At 34.1% G+C, this 17832-nt stretch carries 18 protein-coding genes; 16 read left to right on the top strand and 2 right to left on the bottom strand.

The genetic code is table 11. From position 1 onward, the window contains the following. Positions 1-18 precede the first annotated feature (18 nt). Positions 19-1173, bottom strand: a complete 1155-nt coding sequence (locus tag SYNTR_RS09560; protein WP_156204304.1) for a GerAB/ArcD/ProY family transporter — start codon at positions 1171-1173, stop codon at positions 19-21. Positions 1174-1489: 316 nt separating this feature from the next. Here SYNTR_RS09560 and spoVT point away from each other — a divergent pair, with 316 nt between their 5' ends. The 11 genes from spoVT (at position 1490) to SYNTR_RS09505 (ending at position 8568) form a co-directional block, all read left to right on the top strand. Further along, positions 1490-2053 (top strand): stage V sporulation protein T, encoded by a 564-nt coding sequence (gene spoVT / locus SYNTR_RS09555; RefSeq protein WP_156204303.1) that lies wholly within the window; start codon positions 1490-1492, stop codon positions 2051-2053. 142 nt (positions 2054-2195) lie between these two features. After that, entirely contained in the window at positions 2196-3743 is a 1548-nt protein-coding gene (locus SYNTR_RS09550) for a putative polysaccharide biosynthesis protein (RefSeq protein ID WP_243140180.1), read from the top strand. 442 nt (positions 3744-4185) lie between these two features. Next, positions 4186-4944, top strand: a complete 759-nt coding sequence (gene mazG / locus SYNTR_RS09545; RefSeq protein WP_243140283.1) for a nucleoside triphosphate pyrophosphohydrolase — start codon at positions 4186-4188, stop codon at positions 4942-4944. A 107-nt stretch (positions 4945-5051) separates the two neighbouring features. Next, positions 5052-5324, top strand: a complete 273-nt coding sequence (locus SYNTR_RS09540; RefSeq protein WP_156204302.1) for an HU family DNA-binding protein — start codon at positions 5052-5054, stop codon at positions 5322-5324. Next, a complete protein-coding gene (locus SYNTR_RS09535; RefSeq protein WP_156204301.1) occupies positions 5324-5566 on the top strand; it encodes an RNA-binding S4 domain-containing protein in 243 nt (80 codons plus the stop codon). Before SYNTR_RS09540 ends, SYNTR_RS09535 begins: the two co-directional genes overlap by 1 nt. Before the next feature lie 192 nt (positions 5567-5758). Continuing rightward, a complete protein-coding gene (yabP, locus tag SYNTR_RS09530) occupies positions 5759-6028 on the top strand; it encodes a sporulation protein YabP (RefSeq protein ID WP_156204300.1) in 270 nt (89 codons plus the stop codon). 12 nt (positions 6029-6040) lie between these two features. Then, the gene (gene yabQ / locus SYNTR_RS09525) at positions 6041-6469 is read left to right on the top strand and encodes a spore cortex biosynthesis protein YabQ (protein WP_156204299.1); all 429 of its coding nucleotides are present in this window, start codon (positions 6041-6043) and stop codon (positions 6467-6469) included. Positions 6470-6578: 109 nt separating this feature from the next. Continuing rightward, positions 6579-6809 (top strand): helix-turn-helix transcriptional regulator, encoded by a 231-nt coding sequence (locus tag SYNTR_RS09520; protein WP_156204298.1) that lies wholly within the window; start codon positions 6579-6581, stop codon positions 6807-6809. Further along, positions 6799-7086, top strand: coding sequence for an FtsB family cell division protein (locus SYNTR_RS09515; RefSeq protein ID WP_156204297.1), 288 nt, complete (start codon positions 6799-6801; stop codon positions 7084-7086). Before SYNTR_RS09520 ends, SYNTR_RS09515 begins: the two co-directional genes overlap by 11 nt. A 66-nt stretch (positions 7087-7152) precedes the next feature. Beyond that, a complete protein-coding gene (locus SYNTR_RS09510) occupies positions 7153-7629 on the top strand; it encodes a S1 RNA-binding domain-containing protein (protein WP_156204296.1) in 477 nt (158 codons plus the stop codon). Positions 7630-7698: 69 nt separating this feature from the next. Next, on the top strand, positions 7699-8568 hold the full coding sequence (locus SYNTR_RS09505) for a Ppx/GppA phosphatase family protein (RefSeq protein ID WP_156204295.1): 870 nt from the start codon (positions 7699-7701) through the stop codon (positions 8566-8568). Positions 8569-8682: 114 nt separating this feature from the next. Here the strand turns inward: SYNTR_RS09505 and SYNTR_RS09500 are convergent, their stop codons facing one another. Continuing rightward, on the bottom strand, positions 8683-9384 hold the full coding sequence (locus SYNTR_RS09500) for a carbonic anhydrase (RefSeq protein WP_156204294.1): 702 nt from the start codon (positions 9382-9384) through the stop codon (positions 8683-8685). 468 nt (positions 9385-9852) lie between these two features. On the opposite strand from SYNTR_RS09500, the gene SYNTR_RS09495 reads away from it, so the two are divergent. The 5 genes from SYNTR_RS09495 to SYNTR_RS09475 all read left to right on the top strand — a co-directional run bounded on the left by SYNTR_RS09495 (position 9853) and on the right by SYNTR_RS09475 (position 17811). Next, entirely contained in the window at positions 9853-10668 is an 816-nt protein-coding gene (locus tag SYNTR_RS09495; protein ID WP_156204293.1) for a formate/nitrite transporter family protein, read from the top strand. A gap of 286 nt (positions 10669-10954) precedes the next feature. Next, positions 10955-13435, top strand: coding sequence for a stage II sporulation protein E (spoIIE, locus tag SYNTR_RS09490; protein WP_156204292.1), 2481 nt, complete (start codon positions 10955-10957; stop codon positions 13433-13435). Between the two features lie 215 nt (positions 13436-13650). Then, entirely contained in the window at positions 13651-14940 is a 1290-nt protein-coding gene (gene tilS / locus SYNTR_RS09485) for a tRNA lysidine(34) synthetase TilS (RefSeq protein ID WP_197079097.1), read from the top strand. A gap of 108 nt (positions 14941-15048) precedes the next feature. After that, positions 15049-17043 carry an ATP-dependent zinc metalloprotease FtsH gene (ftsH, locus tag SYNTR_RS09480; protein WP_197079096.1) on the top strand — a complete coding sequence of 665 codons (1995 nt, stop codon included), beginning with the start codon at positions 15049-15051 and terminating at the stop codon, positions 17041-17043. A gap of 237 nt (positions 17044-17280) precedes the next feature. Then, entirely contained in the window at positions 17281-17811 is a 531-nt protein-coding gene (locus SYNTR_RS09475; protein ID WP_156204290.1) for an HD domain-containing protein, read from the top strand. Positions 17812-17832 lie beyond the last annotated feature (21 nt).

The following is a 17832-nucleotide window of genomic DNA, read 5'->3' as shown; positions in this document are numbered from 1 at the left end:
CTAAACTTAGACTATGGGTCAAGAATTAACTACCTCGTGGTTTTCTGTATTTTGCACTTCATTTGGATCATTTCTAAGGCCAGTACCCACTGAAGGGTCAGGATCCCCCTTGAACATTAGGCCTAAAGCAAAAAGCAAAGGGAAACCAATAAAGAATATACCTGCAACAACTGGTAGCACATATTGCCTAATCATAATTAACTCAACAATATTGGGAGTTAGCATTACTGTATAAAAACCAATTATTAATGAACTAGGTGCGGCAATAAAGCGATAATCCTTTAAGCGAAAGGTTTGCTGTATAATATAGCAAAAAACAAACCATTGAATAGTAATAGCTCCAGATATGCCAGCTATCCAAATTGCTATAAAAATAAAATCTACACCTTGTATAAAACCAGCTACAGTTATATGTCTTACCAAACTAAAAGTAGGGAAGGTAAGAACTCCAGTTGTAAAAGGTCCCAAAAGCATAAGAAGTATTGCTGTAGTTAAAGTAATAATAACTACATGGGTTATTAAAACCCACACTAATACAGAAGAAATCTTTTCTCTAGCCTCAGAAAAAAACCCTAATGTTAATACAGCAAACAAACTACTAAAGCACATAATTGATATATAAGTTCCATGAGCAAAATCTATTGGGTCAATATAGAAAACTGGCAGTAAACCTCCAAAATCAACTCCTTCATTAATAGAAAGAAATAAAATTAATAGAGTAGCAGGAATTCCAAGCATAACAATTATTTCACTAATACGAGAAAAAGCTTCTAACCCAGTTTTGATGGCATAAAAACTTACAAAAACCATAAGACCTATATACACACTAATTGGTACAAGTGGCAAAACAACACTAGCAACAAAGTCTAAAAAGGTCCTAAGGTTAATGATTGTACAAAGTAAAAAAATAAAAATATATATAATGCTTAAAATCTTACCTATAACCATTCCTAAATGATCTTCTAACATTAAAGGAAAAGGACGAGTACTTTTCCTAAGTATGAAAACAAATGCATAGATTAATATAAGAGCTCCAAAAAAAGAAGCAATTACTGCTAACCATCCTGAGTGTCCAATTATAAGTGCAAGCTGTTTTGGAACTACCAAAAATGAAATGGGTAAAGATAATAAAACAAGCATACAATACAATTGAAAATTGCTTATTTTTGTCATAAATGGTCCTTCCTTTAATATAATTTACAAGATTAAGTTTGAACCTTATTCAGTAAAAATATGCAAGCAGGATATTTTCTGTAAAAAAAAATTTTCACAAGCTTTAACAAACAAGTAAAAATTTTTACTAAAAAGCCTATAAATCTAGATATTATTGAGACTTTCCAAGGCTTTCTGAAATTTTTACTTTATAAGGAAGAAATAAAAAATAAAGCATGATGGTAAAAAGTGAATAAAAGGGTATTTTGAGTTATATACTATCATTGAGAAGAAAACAACATTTTCAATTTTTCAAAAAAGGAGGGATAGATGTAAAATGAAAGCAACAGGAATTGTTCGCCGTATAGATGACCTGGGAAGGGTTGTTATCCCTAAAGAAATAAGAAGGACTTTACGTATCAGAGAAGGTGATCCGCTCGAAATATTTGTTGACCGTGAAGGTGAAGTTATTTTAAAAAAATATTCTCCAATTGGCGAATTAGGTGATTTTGCGAAAGAATATGCAGATTCTTTGCATGAAACAATCGGACATATTTCTATGATTGCTGATCGCGATGTCATCATAGCTGTAGCAGGTGCCAATAAAAGAGAATTTCTAAGCAAATCGATTGGTAAAGCTGTAGAGCGATCCCTTGATGATCGATCGACCATTGTATTAAATGATATTAAAAATAGTGATGATGAAAGTGTTCATGTTATTCAAAACGATGACCGCGAATATACTATAAAATCTCAAGTAATAGCACCTATAGTGACTCAAGGGGATCCAATTGGTGCAGTGGTTATTGTTAGTAAGGATGATAATACAAAACTAGGAGACATGGAAGTAAAACTAGCTGAAACAGCAGCCGGCTTTTTGGCTAAACAGATGGAGCAGTAAATTTTGCTTATACTACAAAGGCGGCCTTATGCATGTAAGGTCGCTTTTTTAGATTATATCAATTATCTAAAAAAATATCGGTAACAGAGAAAATATATAGTATGATATAATAGTGCTCACGAGCATGGGGAGGAAAATTATAGTGACAAGGGAGAACTTCCTTAAGGGGGCTGTTATACTCAGTATAGCAGGTGGTATAAGTAAAATGTTAGGGGCTATCTACCGCATACCTTTAGCACGGCTAATAGGTGATGAAGGCATGGGGCTTTATCAGATGGCTTACCCTATATATATTACCATTTTGGCACTAGCAACAGCGGGTATACCAGTAGCTATTTCTGTAATAGTTTCTCGCAAACAAACTGAAGGCTTTACAGGTGATATTAAAAAGCTATTTAGGTCATCCTTGGTGCTACTTTTCTTTCTGGGTATAATATTAAGCTTTCTTTTAGCACAATCAGCATATTTTTTAGCAAATTATATTTTAGAAGAGCCTCGAGCATACTATCCTATATTAGCAGTAGCTCCTGCAATATTTTTTGCTGCGTTAATGTCGGTATTTCGTGGTTACTTTCAAGGATATCAAACAATGGTACCCACCGCAGTATCACAGGTGTTCGAACAGCTATTTAGAGTATGTGCAGTAGTTTTATTTGCATACCTACTAATTCCCTATGGTTTAGAATATGCAGCTGCTGGTGCTACATTCGGTGCTGTAGTAGGTGGTATTACAGGACTTATCGTTCTTATAATATTCTATATTAGATACTCCAAAAGAGAAAAAATGTCTCCAACTCAACTACAATTAAGTGGCATAAGCTCTTTTAACCTTAGTAAAGAAATGATGAAATTAGCTATTCCTGTATCAGTTGGAGCAGTTGTATTTCCCTTAGTTCAAATGCTTGATGCAGTAATAGTACCTAGTAGGCTTATTGCTATTGAATATACATCATCCCAAGCTACCGCTTTATTTGGGCAATTAGGAATGGCTGCAGTATTAATAGGTCTTCCAACAATATTTACCATAGCAATAGCCACAAGCTTAGTACCTGCTATATCAGAAGCAAAAGGTCAAAACGACAAACTATTACTACAAAGCCGTCTTAATTATGGTTTTAGAGCGGGTATGATAGTCGCTCTTCCTTGTGCAGGAGGACTCTTTATACTTGCATATCCAATAAGTGATTTACTATATGGCATTCCCCAAGTAGGTTTTGCTCTTGAGCCACTTGCTTTTTCAGCAATAGCTCTAGCAGCATTCCAAATCTCAAGTGCGGGATTACAGGGTATTGGAAAACCTCAAATAGCAATGAGAAACCTTGTGGTAGCAGGAGCATTTAAAGTATTATTTAACTATACCCTTACAGCAATCCCTGCTCTAAACATTCAAGGAGCAGCAATCGGTACTGTTGTTGCATTTTCAATTGGTGCAATACTAAACCTTATATTTCTAAAAAAACTAACGGGTGTAAGTTATGAAATAGGAAGACTAATAAAAATAACCATAACAACAATACTTATGGTAATAGGTGTTAAAACAGCATTTGATGCCTTGATAATGTATGGACTCGGATCAAACCTTGCAACTATATTAGCAATATTCGTTGGTATAGCCATATATGGAGTGCTACTATTCTTACTAAGAGAAATAGATATCAACATGATAAAACGGATTATTAAGGGAGTGTAGGACTAAATAATTTTTAATTATTAATTTTTAATTCTTAATTGTGGAAGGGAAACTTTTGTTTCCCTTTTATCTGTATTAGTTGTTAATAAGGGATAAGTGGTATTCATAAGTAAGAGTGATTCGTTGATAAAAAAGAAGAAAAGCGTTGCTTTTCAACAACAATTAAAAATTAAAAATTGATTCTGCTGCAAAAAGTAACTACAAAAAAATTAAGGCTGAGCAAATAGGTTTATTTAAGTCCCGAATGGCAAGGCGTGGTGCATAGATCACAGCTAAGTATAAATAAAAAATCATCTTAGATAATAAGCGCTAAGCCAAAATGAAGATAAAGACCGATGAGCGGCGTGATAAACATGTTTGCTCAGCCGATTCCATAGCCTAAGTTTAGCTTGTCGCAGTGAAACCAAAATTAATAATTAAAACCCTTAGGGGTTTGAGAAAGGTGGTCATAGACATGAAAGAGCTTTTAGAGGTAATGGACAAGTTGTTATCACCTGAAGGGTGCCCTTGGGATAGAGAGCAGACTCATGAGTCGCTTACGAGATATATGATAGAAGAAACATATGAAACTATAGATGCAATAAAAGAAAATGATATGGATAAACTGAGGGAAGAATTAGGGGACTTACTATTACAGGTAGTATTTCACTCTAAGCTAGCAGAAAACAAATCCTTTTTTACCTTTGATGATGTAGTAAAAACAGTAACTGAAAAAATGATTTCTAGACATCCTCATGTTTTTAGCAATATGAACTTATCTACAAGTGATGATGTTATGCAAAATTGGGAAGAATTTAAAAAAAAGGAGGGAAAGAAAACAACACTCGAAGGAATACCAAATACTTTACCTGCACTAATGCGCGCTGAAAAGATGCAGACAAAAGCGTCACGGGTAGGTTTTGATTGGCCAGATGTAAACGGAGCAGTAGAAAAAGTGATAGAGGAAGCTAAAGAATTATCACAAGCTAACAATGAGGATGAAATAATAGAAGAAACTGGAGACTTATTATTTGCGGTTGTAAACATAGCCAGAATGAAAAACGTTGATCCCGAAAAAGCTCTACAAAGATGTAATGATAAATTTTTACGCAGATTTAATTACATAGAACAAAAAATTAAAGCTAATGGGAATAGTTTGACAGATGCAACCCTACAGGATATGGACTTTTTATGGGATGAAGCCAAGACAAACGGCCTATAATACCTTAAGATTAAAAACCTAATTTATCAGAAATTCCTTCAAAAAGAAGGATATATCTAATAGGACTAGAATAAGCCATAATATACCAAAAACATAGGAGGGATAACTTGAACAAAACAGAACTAATAAGTCAAGTTGCTGCAAAGACAGACATGACAAAAAAGGATGCGGAAAAAGCAATTAATGCTTTTTTTAGCTCTGTTGAAGAAGCTTTACAAGAAGGGGACAAAGTACAACTAATCGGATTTGGCACATTTGAAGTTAGAGAAAGACAAGAAAGAAAAGGAAGAAATCCTCAAACTGGAGCAGAAATAAATATTCCAGCAACGAAGGTACCAGCATTTAAGGCGGGCAAAGCACTAAAAGACTCTTTAGTATAATGCGCCTAGATAAATTTTTAAAGATATCTAGAATTATCAAAAGGCGTACTGTTGCAAAAGACTTTGCTGAAAATGAGAGGGTACTAATAAATGGGAAAGTTGCAAAACCTTCAACCGAAGTAAACCAAGGTGATTTAATTACAATCCAAACTGGTAATAAAAAAAATGTATATGAAGTAATAGAGCTAAAAGACAATGTGAAAGCAAATGAAGCTAAAAATCTTTATAAAATAATTGAATAATAAGCAAAATGTCCTGTGTTAATACACAGGACATTTTTATGCTCCCATGTCTGTCTTATTTACCAACATCTAATTAAAAATACATTAAAAAGTTGTCATAAATGCCCTTGAATATAGCATAGTTTTATAAGGGATAAATTGTCATGAGTTAATAGGGAGCTATAATCCCTTTGAAATTAAGGAGGCGAATTTATGGCTGAGCATTCTTTATATTTAGAAGATCGCAAGTATCTAGAGATGGTAGGTGTAACTAGTGTTATAACATTTGATGAAGAGGAAATCATCCTTCAAACCAACATGGGATACCTAAACATTACTGGGGAGAATCTCCACATAACAATGCTTAATCTTGAACAAAACAAGGTTGCAATACAAGGTACTGTATCAATTATGGAATACAAAGCCCAGGGAACAGATCTAAAAAGCAAAGGCAAAAACATTTTAACTCGTCTGCTGAAATAAGGGGGTATTTAATTGTCAGGGCTTTTTGCCCAGTTTCAAGCCTTTATACTTACTATGATGCTGGGGATATTAACAGGTGTTATTTTTCAGTACTATCAGTTAACCATTAGAAGAGCCCGTATAGGAAGGTACCTACTATATATTCTTGACTTCATTTTATGGGTAATGCTGATATTTGTTGTATTTGTGGGCATGTTATTGATAAATCAAGGAGAAATGAGAATATATGTATTACTAGCTTTATTAGCTGGAGTAGTTATATACTATCGTGTATTATCTCAAAGGCTTGAAAAACCCATTACTTTTGCAGCAAACTCAACTGTCTATATAATTAGTAAAACTATAAAAATAACAGTCAAAGGGTTGGCCTATTGTAGAAATTTTGTAAAAGAAAAATTAAAAAAAGATAAAGGACCTCCACCTGATAACGAAGAGGATTAAAGGAAAAAATAAATAACTAGCAGGAATTAAATAAAACTCCTCGAATATGTAAATATGTAAAAATATTGTCCACAGATTGTGGATAAAATGTGGATAGAGCGTTGTAGATATGAAGATAGAAATTCGGGGAGCAGAAAAACTTAGCTTTAGAGAAAAACAAGTAGTAGCATTAAAAGAAATGGGTAAAGGAACTGATGAAATAGCCAAAACGCTTAAAGTCAGTGCTAGTACCGTAGCTACACTTTACAATCGTGCTCGTTCTAAGGGTTACGAAGTTGTAATTGTACTCCCCGGAGACATATTAGGTGTATTTGGCGGGGAGGATAGTGATGAAGAGTAATTTTGTAAAAAAAATTATTATAGGAGTTATTTGTGTAGTGCTTCTAGTAACAATAGTCCCTAGAGCTAAAAACATATGGGAATTATCATTACGCAAGGCAGAATTAGAAAAAGAAAAGGCTCAATTGCTTGAAAGGCAGGAATATCTAGACGAAAAACTTTGTCAGCTAGACTCACCAGAAGTAATAGAAAAAATTGCTAGAGAACAATTAGGCTTGGTAAGACAGGGAGAATCCTTTTTAATGACAACAAAAACTGGAAATAAAATAACAGATTGATATTGACTACTACGGTAGTATTTTATACAATAATAATAGTATATTTTGAGGGGGATCTTAACTTTTATGCCGACTGAACAAACCAATATTGCTCCTGGGGAAATTATTCATGGAAAGGTACAAGGTATTACCAAATTCGGAGCCTTTATTGAACTACCTGGTGGTGCTGTAGGACTAGTGCATATTTCAGAAATAGCTGATACTTATGTAAAAGATGTAAATGACTTTTTAAAAGAAGGTGATGAAGTAACGGTAAAAGTCCTAAATGTAGCCGGTAAAAAAATAGGATTATCTATTAAAAAGGCCTTAAAACCAGAGCCTAAACCAAACAATCGAGATAAACCACAAAGCTCAACAAAACCTAGCCCTAAACCAAAACCAAGAAGTGCTAGATCGCACGATCAAGGCTCTCAGGGTGGTTCTAAAGTAACATTAGATGATAAAATAGCAAAGTTTTTTAAAGAAAGTGATGAGAGGATGCAACCTCTTAAAAATAAAGTTGAGCCTAAGCGGAGAAGCAAAGGCAATAAAAATAGTGAATAAAAAAAAGCACTTCATTACGAAGTGCTTTTTATATGGTAATATTTAAATAAAAAATCGGAGGGTTAAACTTTGAAATATGCTGCTATCGATATAGGTACAAATTCTTGCAGACTAATAATTGTTGAGGTTACAGACAATGGCTTAAATACTTTAAAAAAACAAGTAGAAATAACAAGGATAGGCGAGGGTTTAAGCAAATCCTCTAATTTAAGTCCTGATGCAATAAATAGAACAATATCTTGTTTAAATGACTTTAAAAAAACAATCGAAAATCATAAAGCCCAAAGCTTTAGAGTAATAGCGACCAATGCTGTAAGAGAAGCAAAAAATCAAGAGGATTTTTTATTAAAAGTAAAAGAGCAATGTGGATTAGAGATAGATGTAATATCGTCAGATGAAGAAGCAAAATTAAGTTACTTAGGTGTGGAAAAAGGGTTAAAATTTGAGCAATTACCAGTGTTAGTAGACCTTGGTGGAGGTAGTACCGAGTTTATATTTAATGGTGAATATTCCTATGTAAACTCTATACCTATAGGTGCAGTTAAGGTTACTGAGAATAACATGAGTATTTTTGATATAAAAAATATCTTTAGAGAGATTCTAGAACATAAAGAGAAGTTTGAAAATAGTCCGTTGGCTTTTGTAGGTGGGACTGCTACTAGTTTAGTAGCAATAAAGGAGGGGATGGAAACATATAAACCAGATATAGTACATGGCTATAAACTAAAAAGAGAAGAGGTAGCCGATTTATATAACCTGCTAGAACGCATGCCCTTAAACGTGCGCAAACGTCTGCCAGGCCTCCAACCAGAGCGAGCTGACATCATCACTGGTGGTGCCAAAGTAGTCCTCTTAATAATGGACCTCCTAGAAAAAAATGAAATAACAATTAGCGAAAGCGATATAATGGAAGGCACAATTTGGTCATTACTAAACTAGGGTAATGACGGGGTCACTCCAAACCGTCCCCGTCATTACAGAACATAAAAAAAGGGGAACAACTGCTCCCCTTTTATAATTAAAAATTAAGAATTAAAAATTAAAAATTAAACCTTAAACCTTAGTTAATCTTTTCGCTTGATCTGCAAAAGTTCCTAGATTTGCATATGTTTTTAGCACATCGGCATTATTTTCTCCGTTTGCATTTATGGTATAAATCTTCCCGTGACCATTATCATAAATATTATGTAAATCTACCATAAGTCCAAGTATAAGTAACTCATTATTATTAATTAAGTTTGCAACAGCCTCATTTTTCATTAAATAATTAACCTGGCTATCAACATTAAACTCTGCTAATTCAGTTGCTTTAACTGCTGCATCACTACTAAACTCAAAACTGCTTTTAGAGGTTCCTTCCTCTATTGATTGTTTAACTATAGAAAGTTCGTTTCTTAAAGCAAATTCTAAATCTACAAAATTAGTTTGGGATGCCTTAATTGCTCCACAGTCAGTATGTCCGGTAATAACTAAAAGTGGTGTGCGCAAATGTAAAAGCCCATATAAAACAGAGCCTTCATTTGTTCTAACCTGATTCCCGATATTTTCAATAACAAAAACATTGTTGAACAACTGTCCAAACATATTAGCAGGCATGCGGGCATCTGCGCAGTTTAGAAGTGTTACTGATGGATTGTGCTTAAAATCTCCTTTCTTAAATTCTTCAAGTGGAAAACTTTTTTCGAATGATAAAATACCATCCTTGAGATTGTCCAAAACTTTTTTGGCATCGACTTTTGCGCCAGCGTTTGACATATAACCACACCTCCGAATTAATAAAATTTATATAAACCATAAAATTTTTAAATATTACAAATATTTTTGCAGGAACATATAAACTCTTGTAGAATCTTATCTTGTACTAAATTTTTTGCTTTAAAATGTTATTTATTTCACTTATTATATCATAAGCCTTAATTATTAGCAATAATATGGCTTTGTCTATAAAAAGGGCATAAATACCAATGCAATTAAATATGTATAAATTAAATTGTTATTAAACAATCATTAAAGGCATTGACCACTGGCATTAAGGAAATTTATGTCCGTGGTTTATGATAAGTATGCCTGTTATTTGCAATAAAGTATTAAAAATACTTTGTTTAAATGTGCGTGTAAAAGTAACAGGTAACTTATTGGTTAGAAGGGGGGGACGTTAGAACTAGCTCTTAGTCATAGCATTTAGAAGAACAAAAAATTATTAAAGAAGGGGAGAGTGAAGTAATGAACTTTCAAACACCAGCTGAAGTAGCAGCAGCGGCCGCCAATAGTGGTAAGGCCAAAGCAGAACTGCCTATAGGCAAAATGATTTTATTAGGAATCCTAGCAGGTGCATACATAGCTTTTGGAGCTAATTTAGCAACTGTAGTAACTCAAAATTTTAGTGGTCAAGCTTTCGAGATATTCTTATTTGGTGGAGTCTTCTCCGTAGGTCTAATGATGACTGTTATTGGTGGAGCTGAACTATTTACTGGTAATAACATGTTTTGTGTTATTTCAAACTTAAACGGACAGGCTTCAATCGGAGGAACAGTATATAACTGGGTAGTAGTGTATTTTGCTAACCTTATAGGTTCTTTGCTTTTAGTGTTTTTAGTTTACAACTCAGTTTACTGGACAGACGGTGCTTCTCTAACAGCTGTAGGTGAAAGAGCTTTAGGTATAGCAACTGGAAAACTTAATTTAACTTGGGAAGCAGCTTTCCTACGTGGTATTCTTTGTAACTGGTTAGTATGTATGGCTGTATGGCTAGCACTTGCAGCAAAAGATGTAATAGGCAAGATCTTTTCTTGTTTCTTCCCAATCATGGCCTTCGTAGCCAGCGGATTTGAGCATAGTATTGCTAATATGTTCTTTATTCCAATGGGAATTGCTATTGCAAACGGTGCAGCTGCATTAGGAATTGCTGTTCCATCAGCTGAAATATTCACATATGGCAACTTTGTTTTTGCTAACTTAATTCCTGTAACCTTAGGTAATATAGTAGGTGCTGTTGTATTTGTATCAGGATTCTACTGGTATACATACCTAAGAAAGTAAGCTAAACTAGTCTATTATTTATAAAAAGGGTTTTGCCATTGCGGGCAAAGCCCTTTTTTCTATCTATTTTTATAGTAATCTTGACTAAATCACTTTTGTATTTACGAAATACATCCTATATCTGCACTTTTATATTGCGATTTCCTCGAACTTAAATGATATAACCAATTATTTGTATAAAGAAAATCAGAATACGTCTCCTTGTAATGACAAATTTTACCATATACTCTTGTTTATAATAAGGGGACCTGAAACCAAACCAAATGTAGATAGGAGGAGTGTTCTGATGTTGGACAGGCTAGAAATTTACCCTTATCAAAGAGTTGCAGAACAACCAGTTCGAAAACCAAAATCTAAGAAAACAATTTCAATTGATTATATTAAAAAACTAATGGGAGGTTCAAAAACACTTATTACGGCAAATCGCCGTGAAGCTATAAAAGATCTAGTTACAGTAGAAAACATTGTATTAGTAATAGCTGCAGTTATTATGGCAAGAGCATTTATATTAGGTGATTTACTTCCCTTTATTTTTGCTTTTGTAGCAGCATTTGGATTTGTGGATAACCGCAAAGCTATTTTGCTAGCAGTAGCAGGAACAGCAGGGTTTGCTACAGTGCTTGAGGGATATGCCCTCTGGTCAAATATAGTAGCATTATTTGCACTTGTGGGAGTTCTGTATTACATTACAATTCCAGATGAGCGCAAATGGTGGGCTTTACCCTTTATGGTGTCGGCATCAATTATTTTAGTAAAGACAGTATTACTACTTACTCAGGGGTTAACCTTTTATAATGAAATGGTAGTAATATTTGAAGCACTATTAGCTGGTATACTAACCTTTGTGTTAGTAGTAGCCAGTGATGTTGTAAAGGCTAGAAAACCACTTGTAACATTTAGTTTTGAAGAAATTGCAGCATTTATGATACTAGGTATTGGAATAATAATGGGGCTAAATGATGTTTATATAGGAAGTTTAAGCCTTACCGGTATCTTGTGTAAATTTACTATATTAGTGGCAGCATTTTTATGGGGTAGTGGTGGTGGAACTATGGTAGGAGTCATGGCAGGAGTTATACCATCTGTAGCTTCTAGCATTTTTGCTCATACTTTAGGAATGTACGCAGTCGCAGGATTATTAGCGGGATTATTTAAAAACTTTGGCCGTGTAGGTGTAATAATAGGCTTTATGCTAGGTGCTATGGGGATCTCATTCTTTATACAAGATATAAACACAGCCATATTAGGCTTATGGGAAGCTGCTATTGCTAGTATAGTTTTCTTTTTACTCCCTTCTTCATTAAAAGAGAAGGTTCCTATACAAAGCTTAGGCCCTATAAGCAACCTAAAAGAAAAAGATTTTGAGCTAATAGATGGCAAAATAAAAGAAGCAGCACAAAATAGAATTCATCATCTAGCAGGGGTTTTTGATGAACTTAGCTCAACATTTACAGATGAACAAACTATTAAAGTAAAAAATAATAAAGAATTATATTTAAACTACTTATATGAAGAACTATCCCAAGGATTTTGCGAAGGATGCTCGAGACATCATAATTGTTGGGACAAAGACTCTTATAATACTTCGCAGGAACTACTAGATCTATTTACTATAGCTGAGACCTATGGACAGATCGAATACGAAAATTGTTCAATTGAATTTAAAAGGAGGTGTTTATATAGTAGAGATTTAATTTCAACAGTAAACTACCTATTTGATAATTTACGTATGAATGAATATTGGACAGAAAAACTAGAAGAATCAAGAGGCTTAGTGGCAAATCAACTAAAAGGGGTGAGTCATTTAATAAAAGGCCTAGCCGAAGAAATAGATATAAAAACTGTACTAGATTTTGAGCTAAGAGAAAAATTATTTAAAGAAACAAAAAACTATGGATTGAACATAAAAGAACTAAATCCTATAAGAACAAATGGAGACCAGCTTTATATAAATATAATCACAGATTCTTGTACTACAGGTGATAACTGTGAACTAAATATATCTCAATCAATATCTTCTATTATGGGAGAAAAAATGGAGGTGTGTGAAAAACGATGTCCTCACTTTATGGGGAAAGGTTCCTGTGAATTTACATTGACTAGATCCTTTAACTATAAAGTAATAAGTGGAGCAGCCCAAGTTGCTAAGGATAAAGTGTGCGGAGATAGTTTTACAATAGCTACTCTCAAAGAAGGTAAAGAGCTAATAGCATTAAGTGACGGTATGGGAGTAGGAGAGGTTGCTTCTACTGAAAGCAAAACAGCGGTAGGCTTATTAGAAAACTTATTAAATAGTGGTTTTAACAAAGAAATATCATTAAAAACTATAAATTCAGCCTTATTACTTAGATCTACCAATGAAACTTTTGCTACAATAGATATGACAATGATTGATTTATATACTGCAGAAGTTGACTTTATAAAAATAGGATGTGCCCCTTCGTATATAAAGCGCGGAAAAAAAGTGGGGGTAGTTACTTCAAATAGCCTGCCGGCAGGAATACTAGACGATGTTGAAGTAAAAAGCCAAAAAAGATCATTATGCCCGAAGGATATGTTGGTAATGGTTAGTGATGGAGTGTTAGAAAACGCAAGAGGAAAAGATGGAGAGGAGTGGTTAATGCAGCTATTATCAAACCTAAACGAGGACGACCCTCAAATAGTAGCTGAAACCATCCTAAACCATGCACTAGCTCAAGCAAGAGGTATACCTAATGATGATATGAGTGTAATATGTATGTATATCGATCTAAACTTCCCTAATTAATAGGGGGGATTGAGTCGGAAGGCGAGTCATGAGTCAAAGGGGACGGTTCCTTTTGACTCAAAAAGCTTGAGTCAAAAGGAACCGTCCCCTTTGACTCACTAATTTTACTAAGGTTGATTACTATGTTATTGAAAGTAGAAAAGTTCATAAAACAGCATAACCTAATCAAACCAAAAAGCCTGGTTATAATTGCTGTGTCTGGAGGGCCGGATTCGATGGCCCTTTTAGACATCTTACATAAACTTAAAGACAAACTTCAAATTACCTTGGCTGCTGCTCATCTAAATCATAGCCTGAGAGCTGAGGCTGATGAAGAAGAGCAATTTGTCATTAATCAGTGTGCCCAAAGAAACATTCCTACTCATACGCGCACATATAAAATAGATCAAATTGCCAAAGACCAAAAACTGTCCCTAGAAGAAGCAGGACGTATAATGCGTTACAAATTTTTTTCTCAACTAAAAAAAGAGCTAAATGCCAACCTTATTGCAACTGCTCATCACCATGATGATGTAGCAGAAACAGTTCTACTACATTTTTTAAGAGGTAGTGGTATAAAAGGTTTAAGAGGTATATTACCTCAAAATAACCACTTAATTAGACCACTTTTACCACTAACCAAAACACAAATTATAGAATATCTTAAAGAAAATAAAATACCTTATAATATTGATCAAACAAACTATGACACTGAACACCTAAGAAACAGAGTAAGAAACGAACTAATTCCATACTTAAAAGAATACAATCCTCGTATAGTAGAAAACTTAAACCAGCTTTCTCAAATTGCTAAGGAAGAAAACGAGGCTATAGAAAAACAAACCCAAAACCTATGGTCTAAAATACTATTAAAAAAAGAAAAAAACCTTATCATCCTCGACAACCAAAAAATCGAGGAGTTTCACCCTGCCTATAAACGACGCCTAGCTATCTTTGCACTTACAAAACTTGCTGGTGAAAATGGATGGGATATGAATGATGTAGATTCCATTTTAGGATTAAGTAAAAAGCAAGGCTCATCTAAGACAATTAATTTAAAAAAAGGGGTTAAGGTTAATAAGTCTTATGATAAACTAGTATTTACAAACGAAAATTTAATAAAGGATAAATTTTCCTATGAAGTGCCAATACCCGGACAGGTAGAGTTATTGGAAAAAGGTGAAACCTATACCTTTGATATAATTGAAGCTAACAAATATAAAAATCATTCAAATATATATATGTATCTTGATTATGATAAAATAAATAGACCTCTTTTTATAAGGTCTCGTGACCCTGGAGATACCTTTAGGCCTCATGGACTTAAAGGAAGCAAAAAATTAAAAGACTTTTTTATTGATAACAAAATTCCTTATTACGAAAGAGATAGTGTACCTATTCTAGCTTCTTATGAGGAAATTTATGCTGTTTTAGGCTATAGAGTTTCTGAAAATGCTATTGTAGATGCAGATACTAAAAGGATTTTAGTTATAAAAAGGGAAGTGATGGAAACAATAATTAAATAGAATAAATTTAGATAATTTATCTAATATAATGTTAAGAAATTGAAAAGGTTAGGCGGTTATGCTACAATATGACAGAAATTTTGATTAGTTAAAAGGGGAGGAAAAACCTTGGATAGAGCCCTTAAAAACATTGCTATATATGTCCTTATAGTTCTTTTGGCATTATTTGCAATAAGAATGACGTCAGAACCGAGGCAAGAAATAACTGAAATGAATTACCCTCAGTTAGTAAGTAACATAGAGCAGGGTCAAATTTCAGAAGCACATTTATTAATAGGAGAACAGGTATATACAGTAACTGGTACTCTTAGAAATGGAGACAACTTTGAAGCAATTGTTCCTAAAGAAAGTGCTTTAGTTGCAAAACTCCATGATAAGAAGGTGCCTTTTGAAAGTGAGCAAGAACCACCTCCGCCATGGTGGATGACACTGTTAACCACCATGTTTCCTATACTAATCCTTATTGCATTCTTGCTATTCATCATGAACCAAACTCAGGGTGGAGGCAACCGAGTAATGCAATTTGGAAAAACCAAAGCAAAAATGCTTACAGGTGAGGATGTAGACATTACCTTTGACGATGTAGCTGGAGTTGAAGAGGCTAAAGAAGAAATGGCTGAGGTAGTTGAATTTCTAAAAAGTCCTCAAAAATTCATAAAAATTGGTGCTAAAATACCTAAAGGCGTGCTACTTTTTGGTTCGCCAGGTACAGGTAAAACCTTAATGGCAAAAGCTGTGGCAGGCGAAGCTGGAGTTCCATTTTTCTCGATAAGTGGATCCGATTTTGTGGAAATGTTCGTGGGTGTAGGTGCATCAAGAGTAAGAGATCTATTTGAACAAGCAAAGAAAAATGCACCTTGTATAGTATATATTGATGAAATAGATGCTGTTGGACGTCAACGTGGAGCTGGTTATGGCGGTGGCCACGATGAAAGAGAACAAACTCTAAACCAATTGCTAGTAGAGATGGATGGTTTTGAAACCAATGAAGGTATAATAGTAATGGCTTCAACAAACAGACCAGATATACTTGATAAGGCATTATTAAGACCTGGAAGGTTTGATCGACATATATTAATTGATAATCCTGATGTCAAAGGACGAGAAGCTATACTCAAAGTTCATGCTAGAGAAAAACCATTAGCTGATGAAGTGAGCTTATCAATAGTAGCTAAAAGAACCCCCGGTTTTACAGGAGCAGATTTAGCTAATATGGTTAATGAAGCAGCTCTACTGGCTGCTAGAAGAGGTAAGCCCAAAATAGGTCAAACTGAACTAGAAGAATCAATAGAAAGAGTAATAGCTGGTCCAGAGAAGAAAACTAGAGTAATATCTGAAAAAGAAAAACGATTAGTTGCTTATCACGAGGCAGGTCATGCTATAGTTAGCTATTTCCTACCATATAGTGATAAAGTTCATAAAATATCAATAATACCTCGAGGCCGAGCAGGTGGGTATACCTTGCTGCTACCAGAGGAAGATCGTAACTATATAACAAAAAGTCATCTATTAGATGAAATATGTACATTGCTAGGAGGAAGAGTTGCTGAAGCATTAGTGCTTAATGATATCAGTACAGGAGCTCAAAATGACCTAGAAAGAACTACCGGAATAGTAAGAAAAATGATAACCGAATATGGAATGTCAGACGAACTAGGGCCATTAACCTTTGGGCAAAAATCTGATGAAGTATTTTTAGGCAGAGATATAGCTCAAAACAAAAACTATTCTGACGCAATTGCCTATGCTATAGATAAAGAAGCGAGCAACATTGTGGATAACTGCTACAATAAAGCAGAGCAAATCTTAAAAGACAGCATGGATAAACTTCATCAGGTTGCGGAAGGGCTAATGGAGTTAGAAACTGTAGAAGCTGATGAATTTGATGCAATTATGAAGGGTGAAACTGATATTAAAGAAATAATTACTAAAAGACAAGAACGTCAGGAAGCTCAAGAAGCAGAAATAAAAAGATATCAAGAAGAGGAAGAAAGAAGGCTAAAAGAAGAAGAAGAGGCAAGACAAAGAGAATTAGAAGAACAACGCAGAAAAGAAGAGGAAGAGGGAAATATAGAACCAAATAAAAAGGATAACAAAGACTAATAAAACAAATAATACAAGAAGGGAAAGCGTACTGCTTTCCCTTTTTAACTAATAGGCTTAATAAAATTTGATTACACTAACAAAAGCTAATTAATTCATACTTCATAATCAGCTGAGCAAAGTCCGATTATTCGACTAGGCTTAATTTTATACAAATTAGATATTTAATGAAGGAATTTTACAACAATAGTGTAATATAAATACTAGAAAACAAAAAAAATATAGAGGTGAATAAAAGTGAAAAGAGTAGAGTTGTTAGTAAAGGATACTCTTTACAATGAATACTTAGAACGTAACGTAGAATCAGAGACTGACATAGAAGTATGTCGTCATGACTTGCAGCATCACATTGATGTGGCGCGCATATTATATATTCTAGTGCTTGAACACAATGATCTGAATTATTTCATGAGAGAATCTGGCATAACAGGAAAACTAGCTGCAAAAGAAGTTATTTATGCAGCTGGACTATTACATGATGTGGCTAAATGGAAAGAGTACAAAATTGGTGTTGATCATGCATCACAAGGATCAAAATTAGCTAGAGAAATATTACCCCGCGCATTTTTTAATCCCATGGAAACAGACATTGTATGTCAAGCTATATATGAACATAGAAACATTAGTAGAGATATGAGTTTCTTAGGTGAAAGATTACATCGTGCAGATAACCTTTCTAGAGTATGTAGTCACTGCACCTATGCAGGAAAATGTCCTAAAGTAATGAACAAAGAAATTGGCATAAGCATGACATCATTTGAATATTAATTTGCTAAAAAACGGAGTTTT

The organism is Candidatus Syntrophocurvum alkaliphilum (genome assembly GCF_009734445.1).
Lineage (GTDB): Bacteria > Bacillota > Syntrophomonadia > Syntrophomonadales > Syntrophomonadaceae > Syntrophocurvum > Syntrophocurvum alkaliphilum.
This window is presented reverse-complemented; position numbering and strand designations above follow the sequence as displayed.

What these genes read in the sequence shown, in the direction of transcription:
- tilS (WP_197079097.1), top strand. Translation starts at nt 13,651, where the DNA reads ATGGCCCTTTTAGACATCTTACATAAACTTAAAGACAAACTTCAAATT.
- SYNTR_RS09535 (WP_156204301.1), top strand. Translation starts at nt 5,324, where the DNA reads ATGCGCCTAGATAAATTTTTAAAGATATCTAGAATTATCAAAAGGCGT.
- SYNTR_RS09510 (WP_156204296.1), top strand. Translation starts at nt 7,153, where the DNA reads ATGCCGACTGAACAAACCAATATTGCTCCTGGGGAAATTATTCATGGA.
- SYNTR_RS09500 (WP_156204294.1), bottom strand. Translation starts at nt 9,384, where the DNA reads ATGTCAAACGCTGGCGCAAAAGTCGATGCCAAAAAAGTTTTGGACAAT.
- spoIIE (WP_156204292.1), top strand. Translation starts at nt 10,955, where the DNA reads ATGTTGGACAGGCTAGAAATTTACCCTTATCAAAGAGTTGCAGAACAA.
- spoVT (WP_156204303.1), top strand. Translation starts at nt 1,490, where the DNA reads ATGAAAGCAACAGGAATTGTTCGCCGTATAGATGACCTGGGAAGGGTT.
- SYNTR_RS09515 (WP_156204297.1), top strand. Translation starts at nt 6,799, where the DNA reads ATGAAGAGTAATTTTGTAAAAAAAATTATTATAGGAGTTATTTGTGTA.
- SYNTR_RS09560 (WP_156204304.1), bottom strand. Translation starts at nt 1,173, where the DNA reads ATGACAAAAATAAGCAATTTTCAATTGTATTGTATGCTTGTTTTATTA.
- SYNTR_RS09495 (WP_156204293.1), top strand. Translation starts at nt 9,853, where the DNA reads ATGAACTTTCAAACACCAGCTGAAGTAGCAGCAGCGGCCGCCAATAGT.
- yabP (WP_156204300.1), top strand. Translation starts at nt 5,759, where the DNA reads ATGGCTGAGCATTCTTTATATTTAGAAGATCGCAAGTATCTAGAGATG.
- SYNTR_RS09520 (WP_156204298.1), top strand. Translation starts at nt 6,579, where the DNA reads ATGAAGATAGAAATTCGGGGAGCAGAAAAACTTAGCTTTAGAGAAAAA.